The organism is Polaribacter sp. R77954 (assembly GCF_044595335.1).
Taxonomy (GTDB): domain Bacteria; phylum Bacteroidota; class Bacteroidia; order Flavobacteriales; family Flavobacteriaceae; genus Polaribacter.
In genome coordinates this window covers 1,821,737-1,846,905 of sequence record NZ_CP138992.1, presented here as the reverse complement: position 1 = coordinate 1,846,905, position 25,169 = coordinate 1,821,737, and the positions used below count along the sequence as shown (strand labels likewise).

Below are 25,169 nucleotides of genomic sequence, written 5' to 3'. Positions count from 1 at the left end.
ATTTTGATTTATAATTAGATATCAATTAAAATGTAAACACGGTGAATGTAAAGTTGGTAGAACAGAACGAAAATAAACTAATGACGAATCTTGTAATTTGTAAGATTAGAGATTTTATAAATTTAAGAAATTTAGAACGTGATGATAAGTTGCCTTCCGAAAGGATTATGTCAGAAAAATTGGGTTTTAATAGAAATCAAATTAGAGAAGCTATAAGTAAACTAGAGTATTATGGTGTTGTAAAATCTGAGTTTAAAAAAGGGACTATTTTAGAAATTGGGTTAACAGGGGCAAATGGTATGATAGATGAAATAATATCTTTAGAAAGCCCTTCTTTTAATGAGCTTGTAGAAACAAGAATATCCTTAGAATTAAAAACGGTTCGATTGGCGTCAGAAAGAAGAACAAATATTGATTTAAAGCGAATAAAAAGTCATTTAGATGCTTTTAAATCTAAAATTATTGAAGGAAACGATTATTTAGAAGATGATTTGTTGTTTCATTTAGCTATCGCTAAAGCTAGTAAAAATAATACGATGTTATCATTGATGATTATTTTAATGCCTCCTATTCTAAAAACCTATGACAGAGAAACGGTTTGTAAAGGAGATTTGGTGAGTTCTGAAATTACAAAGCATGAAAGTATATATCTTGCTATAGCATCTAAAAATCCAGAATTAGCAGAAAAGGTGATGAAAGACCACTTTTTTAAATTATCAAAACACATACAAAGTAAAGATTCAATTCAATAAAATCAACATAAATAATACAATTATGCAAAACAAGATTAGCTTAAAATGTACAGCAGTTTTAATACTCGGCATTTTTTTAACATTAAGTAGCTGTACTAAAACAGGTAAAAAAGAAACCAAAGAAGAGTCGAATAAAACCATATATGCAAGTGATGTCATTCCATTTTTTGAGCATTGGAAATTAATATTAGGTGATGGTAAAAACGTGGGCATACCTGTTAATTTCGAAGACAAAGATTATTTTTATACGGTAAAAGAAAATAATACAGATTGGGTTGTTTTTAAAACTCCAAATGGAGGTAATACTCACGGAACATCAAATAACACCAGAACTGAATTAGCTCAACTAAAAAAATGGTATCCAAAAACAGCAAATGATAAATTAACAGCAACACTAAAGGTAATGAATGTGTCAGCAACTGGAGATCCAAGAGTTGCCTCTACACATTCTGTTGTGGTTGGTCAAATTCATAGTGCAGATAAACACGAAAATGAGCCGCTAAAAATATTTTATAAAAAATTCCCTGGTCATACAAAAGGATCTGTTTTTTGGCATTATGAAATTAATACAAAAGGGGATGATAATTCTGGAAGATGGGATTTTTCATCAGCAGTTTGGGGTAATGATTTTTCTGTGGTTGCTTCTCAAGACAAAACGATTCCTGAAGAACCTAAAGACGGTATTGCTTTAGGAGAAGAGTTTAGTTACGAAGTTTTAGTGAAAGAGGGAATCATGACATTAAAGTTTGAAAGCGAAGGTCATGAAACCAAAACATTTACCAAAAATTTAATTAAATCAGAATATGCAACAACTGCAGATATTCCAGAACAAACCCAAAAATTATTTGTGCCTATTGGTCAAGATGGTGTTGAAAGAGAAGCTGCTTATACAGGTGAAGGATGTTTTTTTAAATTAGGCGCATACAACCAAACCAATGGAAAATCTCCAGAAGTAAACAAAAATTGGTGTTCAGGTGCAGAAACACATAATGGTGATGTAAAAAAACAATATGCAGACGGAAACTATGTTGAAGTATGGTTTAAAAAAGGATCAATTTCTGTAAGTGATGCAGCAGTTTCAAACAAAGGTTATTTCGATAAAAACGACAAAGTAAAATAAATAAAGAAGATGCAAAATAAAAAACTAGTTGGTAAAAACGTATTAATTACAGCAGGTGCACAAGGAATAGGTGAAGCAATCACAAAACATTTTATAGATAGTGGTGCTAATGTTTCTATCCATTATTTTTCTAGTTCAGCAACAGCAAATCAATTAAAAGAGTATGCAACTAACAAAGGGCAAAAAGCTATCGCTATTTCTGGCGATTTAACTAAAGAAGAAGATGCCAATGCTTTGGTTCAAAAAACAGTAGAAGCACTGGGAGGCTTAGATATCCTTATCAATAATGCAGGTTCATTAGTAGCACGTAAATTGTTACACGAGTTAGAAGCAGATTTTTGGCATAAAGTTATGGATATTAATATGACCTCTATGCAACTTGTTACACGAGCTGCAGCACCATATTTGGCAAAAAATAACCAAAGTAGTATTGTAAACTTAGCATCTCTTGCAGGTCGTAAAGGTGGGCATCCTGGGTCTTTAGTTTACGCAACTAGTAAAGGAGCAATCTTAACCTATACAAGAGCACTATCAACAGAATTAGGCCCAAAAGGGGTTAAAGTAAATGCAGTTGCACCAGGACTTATCTTAGGTACTTCTTTTCATAATACACATACTACAAAAGAATCTGCAGCCGAAACAATTGCGGGTATTCCAATACAAAGAGCAGGTAATGCAGATGATGTTGCTCGTGCAGTTTTGTATTTAGCATCAGAATATGATGGCTTTATTACAGGGGCAACTTTAGATATTAATGGAGGAGTATATAATATGTAAAAACACAGTTTTAGTATAATTTTATACTTTTTTTTACTGTAAACTGATAAAAATCAACAAATTGATTTTTATCAGTTTTGATTTTGATAATTTAATTTTATTTGTATTTTTGGTAAACCAAACTGGTAAACCAAAAATACAAGTTAAATTAAATCCCAAAATCATGAAAAAAATTATATTATTATTCCTCTTTTTAATTCCGTTTACATTTGTAGGTCAAACTACTTATAATATAGATGATCCAGAAGATTTAAGGAATGTAATCTATCAACCAGGAGATGTAATTATACTAAAAAATGGTGTGTACAGTACTGATGAACGCATGCGTTTTTTAGGTTCAGGTACAGCAGAAAATCCTGTAACTTTTAGGGCAGAAACACCTGGTGGAGTTATTTTTACTGGTGGTCCAAGATTAACAATAGGAGGAGAAAGTGATGATGCAGGTAATAAAATTGCAACTGGTGAATATTTAATTGTAGATGGTTTTCATTGGAAAGGCGGTTATGGAGCCAGTAATTTTATCGAATTTAGAAATGGTCAAGATTTTGCCCATTATAGTACCATACAAAATTGTGTAATTGATGGTTTAGGTATTGAGCCAAGTGAATTAGCAGAAGACCTTGCAGATGAACAAATACCAAAACACAGGTGGATTGTTTTATACGGTACTTACAATACTGTAATTAATTGTTCATTTATGAATAAAGTAAGTGCTGGTGCAATTATTTTAGGTGAATATGCATACAACGCTTTTCCTGATGAAGATGATGATAACCTAAACACAAGTTGTAATGAGGTAGGCCATAAAATAATGAACAATTATTTTTATAATTACGAAAAGCTTACAGAAAAATATGGTAGAAAAGCAAATGGAGATGAATTGTCAAATGCTGGCGATAGTGAAACCATTCGTATAGGAACAAGTTCATATCAAATGGTAAATAGTAATGCCATTGTAAGTAACAATTATTTTGTGCAATCAGATGGTGAAAACGAAATCATCACCAATAAAAGTAAAGGAAATACTTATACTAACAATACATTTAGACGATGTAGAGGTTCTTTAGTTTTACGTCATGGATCTTATGCAACTGTAGATGGTAACTATTTTTTAGGTGAAGATGTAGAGGGTACAGGAGGTATTAGAATTGTAGATAGCGAGCATACCATTACTAATAATTATATACAAGATTGTATTACAGTGCAAAGTAATGCAAAATGGAATAATGGTATTACTTTTTTAGGCGGTAGTGCCAATGCAGATGTAGATTGTACAACAGATAACGTTTCTAGTGATTATCAAAAAGTTGAGAATATCAAGCTTTCTAACAATACCATTGTCAATACAAATGCACCTTTATTTTATAATGAAGACAAAGGTTCAACAGATCCTAAGGGTACTGTTGCAAATAACTTAATTTATTTTGCAGATTCAGATCCAAATGTAACAGCGGTTATTTCTGGCGATAGCGAAAATGCATTTAATAATCTTGGTCAGGGCTTAACCTATTCAGGTAACGTATACACTGGGGCTACATTGGGTGCAGCAACAACTGGTTTTTCTGAAGAATCAGGAATTTCTGCAACTGCAGATGGAGAAGTATTTACTTTTTCTGGTGCTAATGGCAAAGGTGCAGATATGGGTACTTATACACCAACAACCGATGATATGGTTGGTTATGGAATTGGAGCTTGTTTTGCAGATTATCAAGGCAATGCCATAACAGATGGTAATTGTACAATTCAGGTGGTAGAATCTATAGCAATTAGTAGTTTGTCTAATTTAACAGCACAGGCTGCAGGTTATGAAGTAACTATCACAGCAAATGTAGCTTGGACAGCAGTTTCTAACGATTCTTGGATTACAATTGATAAAAATTCAGGTACAGGAAATACTACTTTATCCGTTTCTGTAACCGAAAATAACGCATCAGAGGTAAGAACAGGTTCTATTACTGTTACCCAAGTTGCAGGAGGTGATGATATTGTAAAAACATTAAATATTACACAATTAGGTGCAGACTTAACAGATTTGTACGATTTAATCAATACAGGAGAGGCTAATGATCCTGTAAGCGTACATTCTTTCTCAAAACAACAAGACGAAAATCACTCAAGTCCAAAAACAAACTATGCCACAAATACATTAGATAAAGACAATAGTACAGTTTGGGCTGCTGATGATGACGATGTTGCTTCAGGAGATTACAAAGGCGATGGAGAATTTATTATTTACGATCTAGGAAGTCTAAGAGCTTTAAATTTAGTGCAATTTACAACTACCAATAAATCAGATGCTTTTGGTTTTCAAGTTTGGGTTTCTTCAACAGGTACAGAAGCAACAGATTTTTCAAAAGTATTGCCAACTTCAGACGATTTACTTTTAACAGCAACTGGTACAACAGATTTTAACCAATACGAAATTGAAAACGGTACAGATGTACGATATGTAAAATTAATTGGTTTTGGAAGATTTAATAGTGAGGGAGATAGTAGAAAAAGTATGTGGACAGCAGTTGGTGAAATCGAATTTTATGGTGCTTCTAATTTATCTGTAGATAGTGTAGCTACATTAAGTGATATTGCAATCTATCCCAATCCAACAAAAGGGTTGCTTTATGTTAAAAACATGAAAACATCAATAATAGGGGTAAAGTTATACAACCTAAATGGACGAAAAATTATTGAAGAGCAATTTTTTAACCCAAAGCAAACAGCAAGCTTAGATGTTTCCTTTCTAAATAATGGTGTTTATTTTTTAAGTATAAATGATGGAAATAACATCTTTTCAAAGAAAATTATTATTACAGAATAATCCTTGTTAATTATTGAATTAAATGAGGTAGAGGTACTTTATAATAATGCCATTATCTCATTTAATTCGTTATTAAGTCAATATTAATTAATGATATAACATTTATGTTAAATAAATTTTGATAATTCAATATTATTTGTATTTTTGGTAAACCAATTTGGTTTACCAATTTGGATTGCCAATTAACTTAAACAATACTTTAAAATTTATCTTATGATGAAAACACTATTTTTTACAAAAAAAATTAAATTATCGATTGCTCTTTTGGTATTCAGCATGTTTTTTAATTATAGCTGGGGTCAAATAGACTTATCAAATTATGACCTTATCAATACAGGTGATGCAAACGACCCTGTAACTATTCATTCTTTTTCTAAAGAAGAAGTAAATGGAACTACTAAATTTAATGCTGCATCAAATACGTTAGATAAAGATAACGCAAGTGTTTGGGCTGCTGACGATGGAGATGTTTTATCTGGTGATTACAAAGGTGATGGAGAATATATTATTTACGATTTAGGAGTAAGCCAAGATGTAAGATTGATCCAGTTTTCAACTACGAGTAAATCAGAGCCTTTTGGGTATCAAGTTTGGGTATCAACAACAGGAACTGATGCTGGAGATTTTACAAAAATTTTGCCTATGACTGATGATATTTTATTGACGGAAATCAACTCAACTGCATTTAATCAATATGAAATTCAAGATGGTGTAGATGCACGTTACGTAAAAGTAATTGGTTTTGGAAGGTACAATAGCGCTGGTGATACTAGAACCAGCCAATGGAATGCAATTGGTGAAATAGAGTTTTATGAACCAGGTACTGGAAATGGTGGTGGTGATAATGGTGATGGTGGATCAGATACAGGTTCAAATCCAACAAACTTAGTTTTAAATGGTACTGCTGATGAGCATACAGGAGATACTAATGATAATGCAGATGCTTGGGATATGACCCCTAGCTCTACAATTAAGAGTAATGATGCAACTCCTGTAGATGTAGATAGCCCATATAGAGCACTTTGGAATAATACAGATTTAGCAGATTGGTTAGCTACAAATTGTGGAGATGCAGATGAGCAACCAGGTTCAACTAGTGATGGTAACTATGTAGATGGAGAGAAAACAAGAGGAGTAAAAATAAATGAGGCTTGTAGAAGATTATACCAAGTCGTAACAGTAACACCAGGAACAGAATATACGTTTTCTATAGATTCTCGTTCTGAGGCTGAAAATGTTCCATCAGAAGTATTTATGTTAAATACAGAAATTACTTCAGAAGATGGCCTTAGTAGTACTGCCTCAACAGTTGATGGGTATATGAATATTACCAATGATTTTAACTCAAGTAAATCAAACGAAACAGAAAACAATTTTACTACAACAACATTTAATTTTACAGCGTCAACTAGTAAAGTTGTAATTTATGTAAGAGCACCTTTAGCAGTTGATAGTGCTAACGAAGTTTTTTATGACAATATTTCTTTAGTAGCAGCTTCAGTAACGCCACCACCAGTGGTAACAGATGAAAACTTAGTTTTAAATGGAACTGCAGATGAGCATACATCAGATACAAACGACAATTCAGATGCTTGGGATATGACCCCAAGTAGCAGCATCGAAGATGAAAATGGATCAGATATCGATAGTCCATACAGAGCACTTTGGTACAATTCTGATTTGGCAGATTGGTTAGCTACAAATTGTGGTGATGCTGATGAGCAACCAGGTTCAACTAGTGATGGTAACTATGTAGATGGAGTTAAAACAAGAGGGGTTAAAATTAGTGAAGCTTGTAGACGACTTTACCAAGTGGTTGCAGTTACTCCAGGGCAAGAATATGTTTTTTCAATTGAATCTCGTTCAGAGGCAGAAAATGTACCCTCAGAAGTATTTATTTTAAATACAGAAATTACATCAGAAGATGGCCTTAGTAGTACTGCTTCAACAGTTGATGGGTATATGAATATTACCAATGATTTTAACTCAAGTAAATCAAATGAAACAGAAAATAACTTTACTACAACAACATTTAATTTTACGGCGTCAACTAGTAAAGTTGTAATTTATGTAAGAGCACCTTTAGCAGTTGATAGTGCTAACGAAGTATTTTATGATAATATAGAGTTAAGAGCGGTTACTGCAGCTTCTGTAGAAAATGTATTTGCTTCTAAATTAAGAGTGTATCCAAACCCAGCAAATCAATTTGTAAATATTTCTTCAGAAAGAGAAATTAATAAAGTTAATGTGTATAGTTTAACAGGTAAAAGAGTTATAACTACGTCTACATTAAATAATAACAGACTAGATGTATCTAACCTTTCATCAGGAATATATATGATGAAATTAACTAGTGGAAACTTAACAGCTTCTAAAAAACTAATTATCAAATAAATCAATTACCTTAAATTAAAATAAGAACTCATATTTTATGGGTTCTTATTTTTTAAAATTTTAAAATGAAACAATTTCAAACACTTTTATACATTTTACTCATTTCAATTTCTTGTACTCAAGAAAAAGAGGTTGTTGTTACTGGTGGAAATCAACATCCAAATTTAATTTTAACAACTAAAAGTGTTTCAGAAATTAAATCAAAATTAGGTGCTATTCCTGTTTTTGATGAAACCCTGTCAGTTGCAAAAGCTACAGTAGATGCAGCTATCCAAAAAGGAATAGATGTGCCAATTCCAAAAGATATGGCAGGTGGTTACACGCATACGCAACACAAACTCAATTACGCAAATATGCAAAAAGCTGGAGTTTTATTTCAGTTGTTGGGTGATGACAAATACGCTATTTATATAAGAGATATGCTATTAGCCTATGCAAAAATGTTTCCTACTTTACCTAGGCATCCACAAATTAGAAGTTATGCCAGAGGTAAGCTTTTTTGGCAATGTTTAAACGATTCTAATTGGTTAGTTTTTACAAGTCAGGCTTACGATTGTATTTATGCTTGGTTGCCAAAAGAACAAACAGATTATTTAAATAAAACATTATTTAGACCCTATGCTGATTTTTTATCCATAGAAACTCCCAAATATTTTAATAGAGTCCATAACCATTCTACCTGGGGCAATGTTGCTGTAGGTATGATTGGTTTGGTTATGGATGATGATGAATTAATTAACAGGGCTTTATATGGGTTAAATAAAGACGATGTAGATTTATCTGCAAAAGATAATGATGGTGGATTTATATTTGATAAAGATGGCAAAGCTGGTTTTTTAGCAAATGTCGATTCTCCTTTTTCTCCTGACGGATTTTATACAGAAGGTCCATATTATCAACGTTATGCAATGTATCCTTTTTTAATTTTTGCAGAAGCGCTTCAAAACAAAAAACCAGATTTAAAAATTTTTGAATATAAAGATGGTGTTTTAATAAAAGCGGTTGATGCTTTATTAAATTTAACAGATGCAGATGGTGAGTTTTTTCCATTAAATGATGGTCAGAAAGGAATGTCTTACTACACATCATCATTAGTTTCTGCTGTAGATATTGCCTATTATTATGGTAATCAAGACCCTAGGTTGCTGTCAGTAGCAAAAAAACAAGGTACTGTGCAATTAGATGCAACAGGCTTAAAAGTAGCATTAGCTTTAAAGGAAGGTAAAGAAAAACCTTTTGTAAAAGAATCAATGGAATTATCTGACGGATCAAAAGGTGATGAAGGTGGTATTGGAATCTTAAGATATAATAACACTGAGGAAACTATGGCTTTGGTGTATAAATATGCAGCACAAGGTTTAAGCCATGGACATTATGATAAATTGTCATTTTCATTATATGAAAATGGCGATGAAGTTTTGCAAGATTATGGGTTATCTCGTTTTGTAAATGTAGAGCAAAAAAATGGTGGTGGGTATTTAAAAGAGAATAAAACTTATGCCAAACAAACCATTGCGCATAACACAATAATACAAAATGAAATTTCACATTTTGAATATAAATATGATCTTGGTAGTAAAAATCACCCAGAAAAATATATTTTTGATGTTTATGATACTAATTTTCAAATAGTTAGTGCTAAAGAAAAGAATGCGTATCCAGGTACAGAAATGCACAGAACTATGATTATGATAAAAGATGAAGACCTTAAAAAACCATTTATTGTAGATATTAATAAAATACAAGCTAACACAAAAAACCAATACGATTTACCTTTCCATTATTTCGGACAAATTATATCAACTAGTTTCGATTATAAGATTCCAAATAAATTAAAAACTTTAGGTGATAAATATGGTTATCAGCATATTTGGAATGAGGCTAGTGGAAAAGCAAACGCAGAAAGCATTCAATTTACATGGTTAGACAACCGAAGATTTTACACCTTAACATCAGCAACTAATAAAAATGATGAGCTAATTTTAGCTAGAGTGGGCGCTAATGATCCTGAATTTAACCTACGAAAAGATCCTTCAATTATCATCAGAAAAAAGAATACACAAAATACAGTTTATGCTTCTATTATCGAATCTCATGGAACTTATGATCCTGTTAAAGAAGTAGCAGTTAATGCATATAGTAACTTTTCTAAAATTGAAGTAATACAGGACAATGCAAATTACACAGCGTTAAAAATACACTTTAAAGAAGGCAAAGAAAAAACAATTATACTATCTAATTTAGATAGTAGTCAAAGCAAAGAACATTCATTAAATATAAACAATAAGAATTATAGTTGGAAAGGTTCTTATTATTATAAATAAAAACAAATTAAAAAGTATGAAACGATTTAGCGAAAAGTATATCATTACAAAAGATATGGAATGGGAAAAACTTGGTGGAGGAGTATCAAGAAAATTCTTAGGGTATGATAATCAAATTATGATGGTTAGAGTAAAATTTGAAGAAGGTGCTTTAGGGTCTCCACATCAACATTTTCATACGCAGGCAACATTTTGTGTTTCTGGTAAATTTGAATTTGAAATAGATGGTGTTAAGCAAATAGTAGAAGCAGGAGATGGTGTTTATATTGAGCCAAACCTATTGCATAGTGCTGTATGTTTAGAAGAAGGAGAGTTAATAGACACTTTTAGCCCAGTTAGAGAAGATTTTTTAAGTGGTGATGGGGTATCTTATTTTGTCGATAAAGAGTCTTAATACATCACAGTATAAATTACAATTTATTTTGTAATCTTATAAGGTAAACAAAAGCCTAAGTTTCTTAAAATTTTAGGTGTTCTTAAGCTTAAAATTTTAAAAAGCGGGGCTTTTTTTTGTTTAAACTATAGGTAAAGCATTGCTTTAAGAAATATTTAACAAATTACTTTTCTAAGAAAAAAAATAAACATATATTTGGTAAACCAATTTGGTAAACCAATTTATCGGATGTAAACGATAAGAAAAGGTAAAATTTATTCCCTAAAATCAAACTAATTATTTTGATAAGAACTAAAGTCTTGTTGTTAAAACAGGCTTATTTAAATCAGTTAACTATGAATTTAAAAATTAAATCAGTATTCTTTTTATTGCTTTTTTTGTGTTCTGCTTTGCAGGCTCAAGAACAGGTGGTTTTAAAAGGAACTGTAACCTCACAAGCTGATGGAGAACCTATTTTGGGCGCGAGTGTTATGGTTGTAGGTACTACAAGAGGTACAAGTTCAGATTTTGACGGTAACTACATTTTAAAAGTAAAAAAAGGAGAAATTATTCAGTTTTCATATTTAGGCTTTAAGTCTAAAGTGATTACTTACAATGGTGAAAAAACATTAAACGTAGGCCTAGAGGGTGATACAAGTGTTTTAGATGAAATTGTAATTGTTGGTTATGGAGACCAAAAAAAGAAAACGGTTACCAGTGCTTTAACAAAAGTTACTGGAGAAGATCTTCAAAAACAATCTGTGGCAAGGGTTGAAGATGCCTTAAGAGGTAGGGTTGCAGGTTTAAGAATTCAAACTGTAGCTTCAGAAGCAGGTGGAGATCCAAAAATAACACTAAGAGGTCCTGGTTCTGTAACAGGTTCATCATCACCATTAATTGTGGTAGATGGTATTGTGTTGGGTACAGATGCAGATATTTTAGCGACTATAGATAATAATAATATTGAGTCTTTAAGTGTTTTAAAAGATGCTTCTTCTGTTGCTATTTACGGTTCTAGGGGTGCAAATGGTGTTATTTTAATAAATTTAAAGAAAGGTGTTGTTGGTAAAACTGTATTTTCGTACAACTCATTTACAGGGTATAAGTATGCTGATAATAATGATAATTTTAACACATCTATAGCAGATGAAAGATCTAGATTAAATGGTCTTAAAAGTACTGTAGATGCAATATCACCAACTAGTATCAACTACGACAGAATTACAGGAGATTATAACACAGCTTACGCAGAATTAGAAGCAATGGAATTTATAGCTTCTTTAGGTGGTGGAGAGAAAAATTGGCAAGATGAAGTTTTTGAAGGTGGTTTTATTCAAAGTCACTCATTTGCTGCAAGAGGTGGTACAGAATCAACAAGCTATTCTGCTTCTATTGGTTTTTTAGAAGATCAAGGTATTGCTTTAAAAGACAATTTTACAAAGTATAATGCTCGTGTAAAAATTGATAGCAAATCAAAAAACAAAAAAATTAAATATGGTGTAAATCTTCGTGTAAATTATAACGATCAAGAAAGATTACCATCAAGATTTACAGATCCTTTAAGACAAATGGGGCATGTGCCTTTGTATTTAAATGAAGATCATTTAGATTATGTAACACAGTTTTCTACAGCTGTTGGAACTTCAACTGATGCTGGTAAATTATTCGAAAATTTAGGGGTAGGTAGTTATGGTTTTTCTAGAGCTTTCGATCATGTTTTTACTATAGACCCTGCAAATCCAACCTCTATTTTAAGAGATCCTAATACAGGGTTGCCAGTAGTTAGTCCACTAACTTCTGGAGGTTTAACATTATCAACTACAAAAAATGTGCATCCATTAGTTCACTTTTTAGAAAGAGAGCGATTAAAAAAGAAATTAGCATTAAACGCATCGTCTTACATAGATTTTAAACTAGCAAAAGGACTGAATTTTAGACAGGTAATCTCTGGTGTTTTTAGACACAATAAATCAACTGAAGCAGATTTTTTATACGGTCAAGAAAATAGAGATCAAGAAGCGTATCGTTTAGAAAGAAGAGATGAGTTAAATCAGTACGCATTTGAATCTACTTTAAAATATAAGAGAGAGTTTGGGAAACATAATTTCAATTCGGTTTTAGGTTTTGAGTACACAGAAAGAAATTTCTATAGACAAGAATCTGAAGCGGTTGGTTATACCAATGATTTTAATGATAATATTGCTTTAGCAGATGGAGGAACAACATACACAGATAATGGTATGGATAAATTAGTTTCTTACTTTGGTAGGTTAGATTATAATTACGACGAAAAATATATTTTACAAGCCGTTATTCGTAGTGATGCAAGTACAAGATTTGGATCTAATTCAAGAACAGGTTACTTTCCTTCTGTAACAGCAGGTTGGGTAATGTCTAGCGAGAAATTTTTAGAAGACAGTGAATTTATTTCTTTCTTAAAACTAAGAGCAAGTTATGGTGTTTCTGGATCTAATGAAATATCAAATAATGTTTTTGAATCTTTATATAGATTCGAAGAATCATTCAGTACAGTAAGTTATAACAATACAACAGGTGTTAAAGGAATAACGTTAGCAAACCAAGCATTAGGTTGGGAAAAATTAATAGAATTCAACCCTGGTATAGATGCTACTTTTGGTAGAGGTTTAATAAATTTATCTGTAGATTATTATACAAGAACTAGTGAAGACTTACTACTTTTTGCACCAGTTGCAGCAACTTATGGTACAGACAATTGGTTACAGAATTTAGGTGAGGTTCAAAACTATGGTATGGAAATCGAATTAAATTCGAGAATAATATCTAAAGAAAACTTTAGATGGAGTGCTTCTGGGCAATTTTCATTCAATAGAAACGAAGTAAAAAGTTTAGGAAATAATGAGCAAATTATTTCTAGAATCGATCAAGATACAAGACCAACAGAATTTATAGCAAGAGTTGGGCAACCAATTACCTCTTTTTATGGTTGGGTATATGATAGAGAAATCCCTTTAGAGTGGGTAGATAATCCGTTTAATAGATTCAATAATGATTATGCAGATGTTTATGTAAAAGATTTAAATGGTGATGGAATTATTGATGGTGATGATAGAACAGAATTAGGGAGTCCTTATCCAGATTTTCAATGGGGGTTTAGCTCAGATTTTAATTTTTATGATTTTGATCTTTCTTTACAATTCCAAGGTTCTCATGGTGCTGAGGTTAGAGTTGCAGATTTAGATCAACTGTATTATGCAAGTGAATCTGCTGTAAACGAAGTTTCAAACTTTCCAGATAGAGATTTAACTGTGCATAGAAGATTTACAGATGACCATATTCAAGACGCTTCCTTTGTTGCATTAAGAAATGTAACCCTGGGTTATACGTTTCCAGAAGTAATCACATCAAAGTTAAAATGCAACAGTTTGCGTTTTTATGTAACAGGAGAAAACTTGTTATTCTTTACAGCTAAAGGATATGAAGGGTTTAATCCAGAAGCAGCTGGTCAAACTTCAAACAATGCAAATACACCTTTAACAGCAGGTTATCAAAGAGGAGATGGTCCAGTTGTTAAAACAGTATCAGCAGGAATTAACTTTCAATTTTAATTAATTATGAAAAATATATTAAAAAACAGTATCGTTTGTTTTTCTTTAATGACTTTATTGATAAGTTGTGAGGCAGAATTAGATCTAAGCAATCCAACTGCCCTTTCATTAGAAGAATTATTACAAACTGACGATGGTTTCATAGCCTTATCAAACGGAGTTTTAGATGCATATCAAAAAGTTCCAGCTAACGAGTTTTATTTAACAGAATTACGATCAGACAATTCTAGAGCAAATTCAGAAAACGGAAACTTCCCTTTGATTAGCTCTTATAACGTAGATCCTAATAATGGTGATGTAGCTACATATTATTCTAATAATATGCATACTATAAAACATGCAAATACTATAATAGATAATCGTTTTTTAGCACCAGAAAGTCAACAATATACAGTTGGTGAAGCTTATTTTATGAGAGCTTTATGTCATTTTAACTTAGTAAGGGCTTATCAAAATGTACCTTTTGTAGATAAAGTTTTAGACGTTACAGAGGGTGAAGCAGTTGATTATCCACAATTGCCAGAGGCAGAAGTGTATGAAAAAATTATAAACGATTTTAAAACATCAATTGCGTATTTAGATGGGGCAACACAAAATAGATATCGCCCTTCTAAAGGGGCAGCAATTTGTTTAGCAGCAAAAGCTTATTTAAGCCAACCTAACCCTAATTATATAGAGGCTGAGTTGTTATTAGCATCTGTTGTAGAAAATAATACCGCTTTTAATTACAGCTTAATGTACACAGATAGAGGTGCTGGGCAAACAGACGCAGAGTATAATTACAACTTAGTGTTAGATTTTGGACACGTTTTTGGAAACCAGTTTAATGGCCAGTTGTCTGATACAGATGGTACGCCTGATGGAAGTTGGGCAAATAGTTCTGGTTTAGAAATTAATAATGAGATAATATTTTCTATTCAGTACGATTTAGTGAGTAGTGATAACTACGCAACTAGTGATAGTGGTTTAGACGATCAAGTAGAAACAGATTCAGAATCTCATAGTTTTTCTATGACATTACAAGGGCCATCCAATGGAGTTAACATTGCAACCAATGAATTGTTAACGGTATTAACGCCAGAATTACAACCTGTACGTTTCTACACAACCTTAAATCCATTAGAGTATGGTGCGTATCTTGCTGACAATACAGTAGATGTGTTCAATACAAAATACCCAACAGATGGTGAAATTGGAGACAATGATTGGATAGTTTTAAGATATGCAGATGTGTTACTTTTATACGCAGAAGCAATTTTAGCTGGTGCAGATTCTACCACAGATACAAGAGCAATAAATGCATTTAACCAAGTAAGATTAAGAGCAGGTTTAGAAGAAGTTGCTAACCTAACCAAAGAAGATTTATTAGCTGAGAGAAGGTTAGAATTTGTTTATGAAAACCAACGTTTATATGATTTAATACGCTTTGGTGAAGCAGATAATGTTTTAAGCGAGTTCTCTACAGCCAACAGTTTAAATTATACAAGTGGAAAAAAATACCTACCCTTTCCACAAAGAGAAATGGATAATCTACCGAATTTTTACGACCAAAATGACGGATACTAAAATAGCCTAATTATGAAAAAATATTTAATCAATTTAAAATATATAGTGTTAGGGATATTTATATCGCTTAGCGCTTGTGTAGACGATAGTTTACCAGATGTTGGAGATTTAGAAGACTTTACAGGGCCAACCCCTTTCTATAGCTTTTCTGATGTATCCTCATCACAGTTTGATTGTAATGATGTAGAGATTTTTGCAAACTATGATTTTTACTTTCAAGCAGGATCAAATTTAGCCGTAAATGGTACACAATATCAGTGGGATATTACCCCTTCTGAAGGTTTAATGCTAATCAATAAAGATTTATCAGTTCTAAATCAATCTATTGATGCAGAATTGGCAGCTGTTAGAGCAATTGAAAACGAAATTGCAAAATTAGAGTTTAAAATTCCTTGTGAAGGCGATCCAGCTAAAAAGGCAGTTTTAGAAGCGCAATTAGCCGATTTTACAGCACAATTACAAGAAGTAAATGATAGCGTTTCAGATGAAACTCGTCAAAACGTTAGTAATTTAGAAGCACAAATAGCAGAATTACCAGCTGCAACACTACAAGATCAAGAATTAATCTTTTCTTTTCCAAATCCAGGAATTTATACTGTTGGGTTAACAGTTACAGATAATTTAGGAAAATCAGAAAGAACAGAAAAGTTAATTACCATTAATCAAGCAATACCAACTATTCCAGTTCCTGAAATTGGAGAACCTAGTTTCGAGGACAATAGTTTATTTGATGGTTCTGGTGATGGTAGAGATTCTTGGAGAGCACCAAGCAGTTCAAGATGGGGTTCTGTTTTTCAAATAAATACAGATAGCAATCCTGTAGATGCACCAAATTTACCAGATGGTAGACAAGCAGCTAAATTTCCTGCAGACGGATCTAGAACAGGATACCAAGAAATCGAAGTTACACCAGGTGCAACTTATGTGCTAACGTATTTTAGTGCTTTTGAAGAAGAAACTTATGGAGACTTAACAGTGTCTGTAGTAAAGTCAGGTTTAAATGATTTGGCAGAAGCGCAGTTAGAAGCTAACATTATTGCTTCAAGAACCGATGACAATGTAGGCAGAGTAGATAACGTTTTTAAGAAACATGCCATAACTTTTGAAGCAGGCGAAAATGAATCTGTAGTTATTTTACTAAGAGGTTCAGGTGTAGAGAGTAGGTTAGATGCCTTTGATATAACAGTTAAACAATAAATTGATGCTAAAATTTAATATCATGAATAAAATATCAATTAAAAAATATAAAACAAGTGTTTTAGCTGCACTAATATTAATTATCAGCTTTGTGTCTTGTATTGATAACGGTTATGAAGAATTTGTGCCACCAACAGGTAACATAAATGACATTCAACCAAGTACATTATTTACTACAAGTACAGATGCAGATAATAGTTTAACACTTATTTTTAGAAGTTATTCTACAGATGCAGTCTCTTATTTGTGGGATTTTGGAGATGGTAATACTTCAACAGAAGCTAATCCAAATTACACCTATGCTACTGGTGGTTTATATAGAGTTACATTAACTACTACAAGTTCAGATGGTTTAACAGCAACAACTTCTACAGATGTGGCACCAATTTTTATAGATTTTAGTTTTGAAGCAGTAGATTCTCAAGTAACATTCTCTAACGCTACTACAGGTGCAAGTGAGTTAGTTTGGGATTTTGGAGATGGTGATTCATTGGGTTGGTTGGCTGTAGACACAAGTTCAGATCCAGATTATAGTCCAGTACACACTTACAGAACAGCAGAAACTTTTGATGTTACTTTAACAGCAACTAATTTTTTAGGAAAAGAATATACTGTTACTAAAAAAGTGGAAGGTTTAGTATTATCTGCAGTGCCAGACTTTACGTTTACAACAACATCATTAACAGCTACGTTTACTGATGCATCATTACTGTCTAAAAATCATAGATGGGATTTTGGTGACGGAAACACATCAACAGAATTAAATCCAGTACATACTTATGCAGTTAGAGGTACTTATGATGTAACCTTAACTACAGAAAATGATGCAGGTGTAGAAAGAACTATAACTAAACCAGTGCCAGTTGGTGGTGTAGAAGCTACTTTTAAGGTAATTGTTTTAAATGGTACTGCCAACGATTGGACGAGTTCTACTGGAGATAATGCAGATGCTTGGGACATGACTCCAAATCCAACAATTAAAGACAACACAGGTACAGAAGTAGATAGTCCTTATAGACCTCTTTGGTATAATTCAGATTTAAACGCATACATAGATGCAACCTATTGTACTAATGAGCAACCAGGTTCTACAAGTGATGGTAATAAATTTGGGCCTAATGCAGGTGGTGGAAGAGGTGTAAAACTAAGTAATAGTTGTAGACGATTGTATCAAGTGGTTACTGTTGAACCAGGCGTAGAATATACATTTACTATAGATACAAGATCTGAAGCAGAAGGAATAAACACAGAAGTATTTATTTTAAATACAGAAATTACTACAGAAGTAGGTATTATGGATCATGTAGATGCATATTATGATATTACTAATGATTTTAATTCAAGTAAAAGTTCATCTAGTAATGATACCTTTACAACTACATCATTTACCTTTAAAGCATCAGCAAATAAAGCTGTTATTTATGTAAGATCATTAAAAGCAGTAGATAGTAGTAATGAAGTGTTTATAGATAATATAGATATTTTAACACCAGGATTCTAGTAAACAAGTATTTAAGCAAATTTTAATTCTTAAAATTCTATAAAATAAATATTTATCTTTGTATAATTTATTTAACCAAACCTAATTATGAAGTTAGAGATACTTACAAAGTCAGATAATTCAGTAATTCAAAAAGATATTATTTCTAAAATAAGAGACTTAATAAACTTTAAGAACTTAGAGCCAGGTGATAAATTACCTTCTGAAAGAATGCTGTCAGATAAATTTCAAGTAACTCGAAGCAATGTTAGAGAGGCAATTCAAAAGTTAGAATTTTATGGGTTATTAAAATCAATACCCCAAAGTGGTACCTTCGTAGCAAATATTGGGGTTATAGCCATGAATGGTATGATTGAGGATATTTTAAGGTTAGAAGATCCTGATTTTAGATCCTTAGTAGAAACAAGAATTTTATTAGAATTAAAAACAGTAAGACTTGCAGCAACAAGGAGAACTCTAGATGATTTAGAAAAGATGAGAGAAGCCATGGAAGCTTATGAAAGTAAGGTGTTAAATGGTAAAGATGCAGTTCAAGAAGATTTATTATTTCATCTTGCAATAGCAAAAGCTTCTGGTAACAGTACTATGAATACGTTTATGTTAATCATTACACCAGAAATTATCATCAATTTTCAGAAACATCATATATGTGATGCTGATTTATCTCACAGAGGTATTGCAGATCATAGAGCAATATTTAATGCAATTGAAAAACAAAATCCGCAGTTAGCAAAACAAAAAATGAAGGATCATTTTAAAGAGCTTTACAACTATTGCTATAATATAGAGTAGATTTTAAAAAAACAGTAAACAACTTATTTATTTTCCATTATAAAAAATTTAAAAAAAATATTTTTTTAAATAGTAGAATTTAATTTGAATGTATTAAATTTGGTAAACCAAACTGGTAAACCAAAAATATATAAATCTTTAGATAGTAATAGTATGAAAATTAAAGGATTAAGATGGTTTATTATTGGGCTTATATTTATAGCTACAGTAATTAATTATATCGATAGAAGTGCTCTAGCAATTATGTGGGGTAGTAATGATCAACCAAATTCGATTTCTGGTTCATTAGATCTTACAAAAAGCGATTATGGGTTAATATTAAATATCTTCATGGTATTTTATGCACTTGGTCAATTATTTTCAGGAAAACTTTTTGATAAAGTAGGTACTAGAATTGGTTACGTAATCAGTATTGGTGTTTGGGGTTTGTCTTCATTTTTACATTCAACAGTACGCGGTCTTGTAGGGCTTACTTTCTTTAGAAGTACACTAGGTCTTTCAGAAGCGGGTAACTGGCCTGGAGGTGTTAAGAGTAATGCAGAATGGTTTCCTATTAAAGAACGCGCTATTGCTCAAGGGTTATTTAACGCAGGTGCATCAATAGGTTCTGTAATTGCACCACCATTTATTGCAACTCTATTTGTTGCTTATGGATGGAGAACTACTTTTATGGTAGTAGGTTCTTTTGGTTTAATCTGGATTATTCCATGGTTATTGATTAATAAAGCTGGCCCAAAGAAACACCCTTGGATTACTGCTGAAGAACAAAAATATATTTTAGAAGGTCAAAGTAAAGCAGATCAAGCTGCTACAGAAGAAACGAAAGGTCTAACGCTTAAACAAATCTTATCGCATAAAGAATCATGGGCCATAGTTGTTGGACGATTTTTCTTAGAACCAATTTGGTGGTTGTTTGTAGGATGGATGCCATTATACCTAGCAGATGTGTATGGTTTTAATGTAAAGGAAGTAGGTATGTTTGCATGGGTGCCTTATGTAGGTGCAGCATTAGGTAGTATTGCTGGTGGTTTTGTTTCTGGTAGAATAATAGCGAAAACAAACTCTATTGATAAAGGAAGAAAGTTAACCATATTAATAGGTGGTGTAATTATGTTTTTAGGTTTGGTTGCTACAGTTATGTTTGGCGATTCTCCAGAACGTTTTGTAGCCATAGTGTTCTTTGTATTATTTGGTTTCCAATTTGCTATCGGAAATGTTCAAACATTACCTAGTGATTTATTTAGTGGTAAATCTGTAGGTTCATTAGCTGGTTTAGCTGGTATGATCGGTGTTTTTTCTGTAATATTAATGAACTTTTTAGTGCCAATTATACAAGAAAACTTTTCATACACGCCAATTTTTGTTGCAATAGCTGCATTTGTACCATTAGGATTAGGAGCAATCTATTATTTTGCAAGAGAAATTAAATCAGTAGAAGATTAAAAGTAACAAATAACAATAAGTAAAAATAAGTAAAAATGAGTACATTAAAAGATAAAGTAGCAGTAGTTACAGGAGCTACAGGAGGTATAGGATTCGAGGTTGCAAAAAGATTAGGTCAAGATGGGTATACAGTAGTTTTAAACGGAATAGAAGATGAAGCAGGGGCTCAAAGAGTAGAGGAGTTAGCATCAGCAGGGATTACAGCAGAATATTATGGTTTTGATGTTACTAAAGAAGAAGAAGTAACAGCCAATATCAATGCAATCGGAGCAAAGTATGGCAAGATAGATGTTTTGGTAAACAATGCAGGAGGTTTAGGAGGCAGATCTAGATTTGAAGAAATGACCACAGATTTTTACAGATTTGTAATGGCATTAAATTTAGATTCGGTATTTTTTGCATCACGCGCATCAATTCCATTTTTAAAGAAAGGAGAAAATGCTACCATTATCAACTATACATCAAATGCAGGTTGGAATGCAGGAGGCCCAGGAGCAGGTATTTATGGGACATCAAAAGCAGGAGTTCATGCCATAACCAGAGCATTAGCAAAAGACTTGGCTGAATATAACATTAGAGTAAATGCAGTATCACCAGGAACGATTGATACTCCATTCCACGCACAAATAAAATCAACCAAGCCAGAAGTATTTGCATCTTGGAAAAACAATATCATGTTAGGAAGATTAGGACAGCCAGAAGAGGTTGCTTCAGTAGTATCATTTTTAGCAAGTAAAGACGCTGCTTTTATTACAGCAGAAACCATTCAAATTGGTGGTGGTCAAGCATTAGGAATTTAGTAATTTTTATTTTTTTGATTAATAACTGTAACTGTCTTGCATTTTTGCAAGGCAGTTTTTTTGGCTCACTAAATTAGCTTTTACAATCCTCATTTATGTCTTAATTCGTTTATTATTATCAACTTTTAAATTTTATTTATACAACGAATCCCATTATAGGCCTCAAAAATTATCTACTTCATTATTTAAATCATAAAATATTAAGAAATAATTAACTTAAAATTTTTATAATTTAAATTATGTACATATATTTGGTCAACCAAATTGGTAAACCAGTTTGGTAATCCAAATAAACTAAATAAAATAAGCGCTGCGTATGATTATAAATTTGAATTAATTATAAACACAAAGGGTAGGCTGCAACCTATCCTTTTCTAAAAACTTAATCTGAAAAAAAATTACAATCAATTACATAATTCTCAAACAAGTAATTAAAGAAAAAAATTATAAATACAACTTTATAATATCTTCAATTATTTTTTTGTGTTATGCTATAATTAAAAGTTCACTAAAAATAAGTGAATTCCATTTTAAACATAAAATAATATTATGAAACAAAAATTAAGAATAACATTATTATTGGTAATGTTAGTAAACATTTGTCTTTATGCACAAGACAGTTATACCTTAAAAGGTACTGTTACTTCTGAGGCAGATAAGCAATCTCTTCCAGGAGTATCCATAATTAAAGAAGGTACAACACAAGGAACAGAGACAGACTTTGATGGAAATTTTTCTATTCAAGTAAAAAACGGAGATGTTTTAGTATTTTCTTATTTAGGATATGCACAAAAATCTATCTCTATTACAAACCAAAAAACTTTGACAGTAACTTTAGCAGAAGATGCTAGCGAGTTAGATGAAATCGTTGTAGTTGGTTATGGAACTCGTAAAAAATCACAAATTTCTGGAGCAGTTGCCAAACTTGGTGGGGCAGAAGTAGCAGCAGTGCAAACAGCTCGTGTAGATGAAGCTTTAGCAGGTAAATTATCAGGGGTTTTAATTCAAAATCAAGATGGTTCTCCAGGTGCTGCGCCTAAAATTCAAATTAGAGCAGCTTCATCAATTTCAGGAGCTTCTAATCCTTTAATTGTTGTAGATGGTTTTCCTATTTCAGGAGGTATAGAAACTGTAAATCCAAATGATATTCAAAGTTTAGAAGTTTTAAAAGATGCTGCTTCTGCTGCAATTTATGGTTCTAGGGGTGCAAATGGAGTTATCTTAGTAACTACTAAAAAAGGAAAGTCTGGTAAAACTACATTTAGCTATAATGCTTATACTAGTACATCTAGCAAATACAGAGATAATATTTTAATGTCAGGTCCAGAATGGGCAGCACATTCAAGAGAGCAAATCGCTGCAGGAAACTGGACAAGTACTGTAAATTTACAAGATCCAGCTTTTTTAGAGTACAGATTAAGCGCATATGAAAACTCTCCAGGAGCAATAAGTCCAGAAGATTGGCTTTTCCAAACAGGTGGTATACAAGCTCATGACTTTAGTATGAGTGGTGGTACAGAAGATGCTAAGTTTTTTGCATCTGTTGGTTACCAAAATGCAGAAGGTGTTGTAATTACACAAGGTTTTGAAAGATTAAATGCACGTTTAAATATTGATGCAAATTTAGGAGACAAATTAAAAGCTGGTTTAAGTTTTAACGGTTTCGTATCAGATAGAGATATTTTAGGACACGACATGAGAGATTTATTAAGATCTTATGGTGTACATTCTATTTATCATACAGAAGAGTCTATTGCGTTTGTACAACAATTAGATCAACAAGCTCAAAGTCTAGGACTAACTGGTTTTGATAACGGGTATAGAGGTTCAGGTTATGAAGCTAATAGTATCTATAATTTAGAGCCAGGTATGGCTGCACAAGATTGGCATTATGGTAGAGCTAACAATGGTATTGGTGGTTCTGGTGATGCAGGTCCTGCTGCTAAACTTGATAACGTAGAAAGCTGGCAAAAAACTTTCTTCGGAAACGTTAGTGGTTATTTACAATACAGCATCATTGAAGGTCTAAACCTAAAAACAGTTTTAGGTGGAGATATGAGAGATACACAAACCTATTCTCACAGATTATTAGGTTATGATTCAAGAGCAAGAGATTCTCAAACTTTTATGGATCAAGCAGATTTAAAAGTATCATCTGTATTAAGTGAAACTACTTTAAGCTACGCTACTAAAATCGGTAAACATGATATTTCTGCTGTAGCTGGTGTAGAATTTCAAACTACAAAATTTATCGGTACAAGATTAGATGGTTCTAATGTGCCAGATGAGGCTATTACAAACTTTGAATTATTTGATCCTGCTAACATTATTGTTTCTGAAACAGATGAAACTAGAGTTAGAGAAAGTGTATTTGGTAGAATCAATTATGCTTTTGATGATCGTTTCTTACTTTCTGCTTCTATCAGAAGAGATGGTGACTCACGTTTTGGTGCAAACCAAAGATATGAAACTTTTCCAGCTGTATCTTTAGGTTGGAATGTACATAACGAATCTTTTTTACAAGAAAACGAATTATTAAGTAAATTAAAACTTAGATTTAGTACAGGTTCTTTAGGTACAACATCTTTCTTAGGTTCTTACGATTCATTAAGTTTATTAAACAGTTACCCAACAGCTGATGGTTTAGGTTTTTTAATTCCTGATAATTCACCAAATCCAGATTTAACATGGCAAACAAATACAGAAACAAACTTTGGTGTTGATTTCGGATTTTTAAACAATCGTTTTACTTTGGGCGTAGATTACTATACTTCTAATATCGAAGATATTTTAATTAATCAAGCACAATCTGAAATTTTGGGTAATCCAACTTCTATCTTAAATGTAGGTGATGTAAAAAGTTCTGGTTTAGAATTAGAATTTAATGGAAGTTTGTTAAACAAAGCAGATTTCTCTTGGAATATGTCAGCAAACTTGTCTACTGTTAATACAGAAATTACAGATTTAGGAAGCGTTACAGAATTATCTCGTCAAATTTTTGGAACTAGTGGTAGAGGACCAGTATTTAGAAATTATGTAGGAGGAAACATTGGTGAAATGTGGGGATTAGAAACTATTGGTGATGTTGAAATGGAATATTTAGCTGATGGTACTAGACATCCAAACAATCAAAGTGGTGAATCTTATGTAGTTGATCAAAATGGTGATGGTGTTATTGATAGAACTAAAACAGTAGAAGAAGGAGGAGATTTAGTAAAAATCGGTCAAAATACACCAGATTTCTATTGGGGTATGTCTCATAACTTTAGATATAAAGAATTTGATATGTCTCTACAAGTTCAAGGTTCTCATGGAGCAGAGGTTTATAATATAGACCCTCTTTACTACGGTTCTCAGTGGGGTGGTAGATTAGATTATGCGCGTTTAGATGCAAATAGTGATGGTATCGCAGATCATAATGGAGAGTTTTATGAAAGAAATAGAAACCAAACAGATGCTATGATTCAAGATGCTTCTTATATAGCCTTAAGAAATATTACCATTGGTTATTCACTTAAAAGTGATGTAGCTAGTAAAATAGGATTTAGTTCTATTAGAGTTTATGGAGCCGCAACTAACTTACTTTACATAATGGGAGATGATTATACATCATATAACCCAGAAGGTGTTAATACAACTGCCCCTACACTTTACGGAGCACAAGTTGGTGCTAGTCCAGTGGTTAGAAGTTTTACCTTAGGATTAAACGTTAACTTTTAAATAAAATA

General features: G+C 32.3%; 15 protein-coding genes. All 15 read left to right on the top strand.

The genetic code is table 11. The annotated features are described in order from the left end of the window. Positions 1–80 precede the first annotated feature (80 nt). The 15 genes from SJY27_RS07850 (at position 81) to SJY27_RS07780 (ending at position 25,161) form a co-directional block, all read left to right on the top strand. Positions 81–752, top strand: coding sequence for a FadR/GntR family transcriptional regulator (locus SJY27_RS07850; protein WP_397447708.1), 672 nt, complete (start codon positions 81–83; stop codon positions 750–752). Between the two features lie 22 nt (positions 753–774). Further along, positions 775–1,872: a polysaccharide lyase family 7 protein gene (locus SJY27_RS07845; RefSeq protein ID WP_397447707.1), complete on the top strand. Its 1,098-nt coding sequence runs from the start codon at positions 775–777 to the stop codon at positions 1,870–1,872. A gap of 9 nt (positions 1,873–1,881) precedes the next feature. Then, positions 1,882–2,649 (top strand): SDR family NAD(P)-dependent oxidoreductase, encoded by a 768-nt coding sequence (locus SJY27_RS07840; RefSeq protein ID WP_397447706.1) that lies wholly within the window; start codon positions 1,882–1,884, stop codon positions 2,647–2,649. 163 nt (positions 2,650–2,812) lie between these two features. Then, positions 2,813–5,464 (top strand): chondroitinase-B domain-containing protein, encoded by a 2,652-nt coding sequence (locus SJY27_RS07835; protein WP_397447705.1) that lies wholly within the window; start codon positions 2,813–2,815, stop codon positions 5,462–5,464. A 213-nt stretch (positions 5,465–5,677) separates the two neighbouring features. Beyond that, entirely contained in the window at positions 5,678–7,858 is a 2,181-nt protein-coding gene (locus SJY27_RS07830; protein WP_397447704.1) for a T9SS type A sorting domain-containing protein, read from the top strand. Positions 7,859–7,923: 65 nt separating this feature from the next. After that, the gene (locus SJY27_RS07825) at positions 7,924–10,182 is read left to right on the top strand and encodes an alginate lyase family protein (RefSeq protein ID WP_397447703.1); all 2,259 of its coding nucleotides are present in this window, start codon (positions 7,924–7,926) and stop codon (positions 10,180–10,182) included. Between the two features lie 16 nt (positions 10,183–10,198). Next, positions 10,199–10,576 carry a cupin domain-containing protein gene (locus SJY27_RS07820; RefSeq protein ID WP_397447702.1) on the top strand — a complete coding sequence of 126 codons (378 nt, stop codon included), beginning with the start codon at positions 10,199–10,201 and terminating at the stop codon, positions 10,574–10,576. Between the two features lie 335 nt (positions 10,577–10,911). Then, entirely contained in the window at positions 10,912–14,142 is a 3,231-nt protein-coding gene (locus SJY27_RS07815; RefSeq protein ID WP_397447701.1) for a SusC/RagA family TonB-linked outer membrane protein, read from the top strand. Between the two features lie 6 nt (positions 14,143–14,148). Further along, a complete protein-coding gene (locus SJY27_RS07810; protein WP_397447700.1) occupies positions 14,149–15,708 on the top strand; it encodes a RagB/SusD family nutrient uptake outer membrane protein in 1,560 nt (519 codons plus the stop codon). 12 nt (positions 15,709–15,720) lie between these two features. Further along, complete coding sequence (locus SJY27_RS07805; RefSeq protein WP_397447699.1) at positions 15,721–16,905, top strand: hypothetical protein; 1,185 nt, start codon at positions 15,721–15,723, stop codon at positions 16,903–16,905. A gap of 22 nt (positions 16,906–16,927) precedes the next feature. Beyond that, positions 16,928–18,406, top strand: coding sequence for a PKD domain-containing protein (locus SJY27_RS07800; RefSeq protein ID WP_397447698.1), 1,479 nt, complete (start codon positions 16,928–16,930; stop codon positions 18,404–18,406). A gap of 87 nt (positions 18,407–18,493) precedes the next feature. Next, positions 18,494–19,198: a FadR/GntR family transcriptional regulator gene (locus SJY27_RS07795; RefSeq protein ID WP_397447697.1), complete on the top strand. Its 705-nt coding sequence runs from the start codon at positions 18,494–18,496 to the stop codon at positions 19,196–19,198. Between the two features lie 84 nt (positions 19,199–19,282). Further along, positions 19,283–20,641 (top strand): MFS transporter, encoded by a 1,359-nt coding sequence (locus tag SJY27_RS07790; RefSeq protein ID WP_397447696.1) that lies wholly within the window; start codon positions 19,283–19,285, stop codon positions 20,639–20,641. Positions 20,642–20,676: 35 nt separating this feature from the next. After that, the gene (locus SJY27_RS07785) at positions 20,677–21,441 is read left to right on the top strand and encodes an SDR family NAD(P)-dependent oxidoreductase (RefSeq protein WP_397447695.1); all 765 of its coding nucleotides are present in this window, start codon (positions 20,677–20,679) and stop codon (positions 21,439–21,441) included. Positions 21,442–21,990: 549 nt separating this feature from the next. Next, positions 21,991–25,161, top strand: a complete 3,171-nt coding sequence (locus SJY27_RS07780; RefSeq protein WP_397447694.1) for a SusC/RagA family TonB-linked outer membrane protein — start codon at positions 21,991–21,993, stop codon at positions 25,159–25,161. Positions 25,162–25,169: the final 8 nt, after the last annotated feature.

Bases quoted from the DNA above. Each gene is read 5' to 3' on its own strand.
- SJY27_RS07850 (WP_397447708.1), top strand. From the start codon at position 81: ATGACGAATCTTGTAATTTGTAAGATTAGAGATTTTATAAATTTAAGA.
- SJY27_RS07845 (WP_397447707.1), top strand. From the start codon at position 775: ATGCAAAACAAGATTAGCTTAAAATGTACAGCAGTTTTAATACTCGGC.
- SJY27_RS07840 (WP_397447706.1), top strand. From the start codon at position 1,882: ATGCAAAATAAAAAACTAGTTGGTAAAAACGTATTAATTACAGCAGGT.
- SJY27_RS07835 (WP_397447705.1), top strand. From the start codon at position 2,813: ATGAAAAAAATTATATTATTATTCCTCTTTTTAATTCCGTTTACATTT.
- SJY27_RS07830 (WP_397447704.1), top strand. From the start codon at position 5,678: ATGATGAAAACACTATTTTTTACAAAAAAAATTAAATTATCGATTGCT.
- SJY27_RS07825 (WP_397447703.1), top strand. From the start codon at position 7,924: ATGAAACAATTTCAAACACTTTTATACATTTTACTCATTTCAATTTCT.
- SJY27_RS07820 (WP_397447702.1), top strand. From the start codon at position 10,199: ATGAAACGATTTAGCGAAAAGTATATCATTACAAAAGATATGGAATGG.
- SJY27_RS07815 (WP_397447701.1), top strand. From the start codon at position 10,912: ATGAATTTAAAAATTAAATCAGTATTCTTTTTATTGCTTTTTTTGTGT.
- SJY27_RS07810 (WP_397447700.1), top strand. From the start codon at position 14,149: ATGAAAAATATATTAAAAAACAGTATCGTTTGTTTTTCTTTAATGACT.
- SJY27_RS07805 (WP_397447699.1), top strand. From the start codon at position 15,721: ATGAAAAAATATTTAATCAATTTAAAATATATAGTGTTAGGGATATTT.
- SJY27_RS07800 (WP_397447698.1), top strand. From the start codon at position 16,928: ATGAATAAAATATCAATTAAAAAATATAAAACAAGTGTTTTAGCTGCA.
- SJY27_RS07795 (WP_397447697.1), top strand. From the start codon at position 18,494: ATGAAGTTAGAGATACTTACAAAGTCAGATAATTCAGTAATTCAAAAA.
- SJY27_RS07785 (WP_397447695.1), top strand. From the start codon at position 20,677: ATGAGTACATTAAAAGATAAAGTAGCAGTAGTTACAGGAGCTACAGGA.
- SJY27_RS07780 (WP_397447694.1), top strand. From the start codon at position 21,991: ATGAAACAAAAATTAAGAATAACATTATTATTGGTAATGTTAGTAAAC.